We start from the raw sequence: 2,568 nt of genomic DNA, 5'->3' as shown, positions 1-2,568 counted from the left end.
GGCGATCTGAACGCTAGAACTCGAAGACACCCTTGCCGTCGCTCTGCTGCGCGAACCATTCGTACGCCTCCACACCCTGATCCAGGGACCAGGTGTGGGTGTAGATGTCGTCGATGGGGAGATTCCGTGCGGCGATGAACTCGGCGCACCGCAATTGCTCGATCGTGGACATCGTCCACGACGTCATCAACGTCCATTGCTTCTTGTAGTGAGCCTGCACGTTGAACTCGATATGCCCGGGCAGGCCGAGGAAGCATGCGCGGCCCCAGGGGGCGAGTACTGCGAGAGCATCGTCGTTGGCTTTGCCGGAAGTCTCCAGAATCAGCGGTGCGCCGCGTCCACCCGTCAGGTCGGCGATCGCTTCGACCACATTTGAGGACCGCGAATTGACAGTCGAGGCCGCACCGAAACTCTTGGCGCGCTGTAACCGGTTGTCGTCGATGTCCACGGCAATCACCGTCGCACCCAGCGCCGACGCGAGCATCGTGCCCGACAGACCGACGGGGCCTTGGCCGAATACCACTATCGTTTCTCCGGCGACACTGCCGAGTCGTTGCAGACCACCCCACGCCGTGCCGGTTCCACACCCGATCGCTGCCCCGGCCTTGTAGCTCAAGGCGTCCGGAAGCGGCAGGAGAGTGCGGGCAGGCACTGTGAGGAATGGCGCGTGCCCACCGTTCGCGGAGATTCCCATGACCTTCGATGGTTCGCGCTCGCACATCTGCGGCCAGCCGGAGCGGCAGGAGGGACACGCATCGCAGCCCCAATAATGATGGATCATCACTCGATCGCCGACGCGCGCCATCATCGGCGTCACACCGTCACCGACGGCGTGGACGTCCCCGCACGGCTCGTGGCCCTGGATGATGTCGGTTCCGACAGCTATCGCGCCCCGACGGAACAGGAGGTCGCTTCCGCACATTCCCGAGGCTCGGACCCGGACGACGACCTCGCCGGGCCCGGGTACAGGATCGTCGAACTCTCTGATGGCAGTGGTGTCGTCGCCCGGAAAAGCAATTGCACGCATCGTGATCAGTCCTCCGTGTTCTCGAAATAGTTTGGGAACTGCGCGGTGAGGCCGATGACCGTCGTCCGGGTCTCCATGTACGGGGTGAGGGCGTCGATGCCGTTCTCCCGGCCCCAACCGCTGGCCTTGAAGCCGCCGTAGGGAAGTGACCACCGCACGAACGAGTAGGTGTTGACCCATACCGATCCGGCTTCGATCTGGCTCGAGACCCGATGCGCGCGACCGATATTGCCCGTCCACAGTCCCGCGGTCAGCCCGTACGCGGTGTCATTGGCGATGGCGATGGCCTCGTCTTCGTCGTCGAACGGGATCAGTGCCACCACCGGGCCGAAAATCTCTTCACGCGCCACCCGCATGTCGTTGGAGACGTTGGCGAAAACGGTCGGCTGAACGAAGTAGCCGGGTGCCAGTTCGTCGGTGAGGATCCGTTCGCCTCCGGCGACCAGTTCGGCGCCGTCGTCCCGGCCGATCTTCACGTATGACAGGGTTTTGTTCAGTTGCTCTTCGTGCGCCTGGGGTCCCATGCGTGCGGTCTCGTCGGCCGGCATGCCGACACGTACCTGGGCGGCCCGGGTGCGGAAGGTGTCCACGGCACGGTCATATATCGATCGCTCTACCAGCACCCTCGACCCGAGCGCGCAGCTCTGCCCGCACAACCGCCACGCCGAGGCGGTGGCCGCATTGAGCGCCTGATCGACGTCGGCGTCGCCGAAGATGATGTGCGGAGCCTTGCCGCCCAGCTCGAAGGTGAATCGTTTGAGGTTGTCGGTGCCGTCGGCCACCATCCGCCGGCCGGTGTCGGTCGAGCCGGTGAACGAGACCTTGCCGACGTCGGGGTGAGCCACCAGTCGCGCACCGGCCGTGCGCCCGTAACCGGGGACGACGTTGAGGACACCCGGTGGAAACCCCGCCTTCTCCGCGAGTCGCGCCAGGACGAGTGCGGACACCGGAGTCTGTTCGGCAGGCTTGAGGACGACCGTGCAACCGGCAGCGAGGGCAGGACCGATCTTCATGCACGTGGTCAGCAACGGCGCATTCCAGGGCACGATTGCACCCACCACACCGATCGGCACCATGGTGGTGAAGGCGTGCACCGTGTCGTCCATCGGTATCGTGCGGCCTTGGGTCTTGTCGGCGAGCGAGGCGAACCAGTAGTACCACTGCACTTGTGCAGCCAGACTCCCGCGGAGGTCGGACTTCAGGGCGCCCGAGTCGTGGGACTCGAGTTCCACCAATTCGGGAATCGCTTCCTCGAAAAGCTGGGCGAACCGTCGCAGTAACGCTGCGCGCTCGTGACCGGGGGTGCGGCGCCACGGGCCCGCGAACGCCTCGGCCGCTGCCGAGACCGCGCGTTCGATGTCACCCGCACCCCCCATCGCAACCGCCGCCCACGGCTTTCCCGATGCGGGGTCGATACTTTCGGCCATGACGCCGTCGATGGGGTCGACCCATTCACCACCGATATAGAGCTTGTCGAAAACGCGCAATTCCGTTTGTGGCATACGCAACATGTACGCCGTGAAATGACGTGGCGTCAACTG

Annotated in this window: 2 protein-coding genes; both read right to left on the bottom strand. The window is 64.6% G+C overall.

The annotated features are described in order from the left end of the window. Nucleotides 1-13 precede the first annotated feature (13 nt). A complete protein-coding gene (locus ACFTZB_RS44935; RefSeq protein ID WP_378442375.1) occupies nucleotides 14-1,027 on the bottom strand; it encodes a zinc-binding dehydrogenase in 1,014 nt (337 codons plus the stop codon). Between the two features lie 5 nt (nucleotides 1,028-1,032). Continuing rightward, on the bottom strand, nucleotides 1,033-2,568 hold a 1,536-nt coding region (locus ACFTZB_RS44930), incomplete at its 5' end, for an aldehyde dehydrogenase (RefSeq protein WP_378442373.1).

Source organism: Rhodococcus sp. NPDC057014, from assembly GCF_042673295.1.
Lineage (GTDB): Bacteria > Actinomycetota > Actinomycetes > Mycobacteriales > Mycobacteriaceae > Rhodococcus_F.
This window is presented reverse-complemented; position numbering and strand designations above follow the sequence as displayed.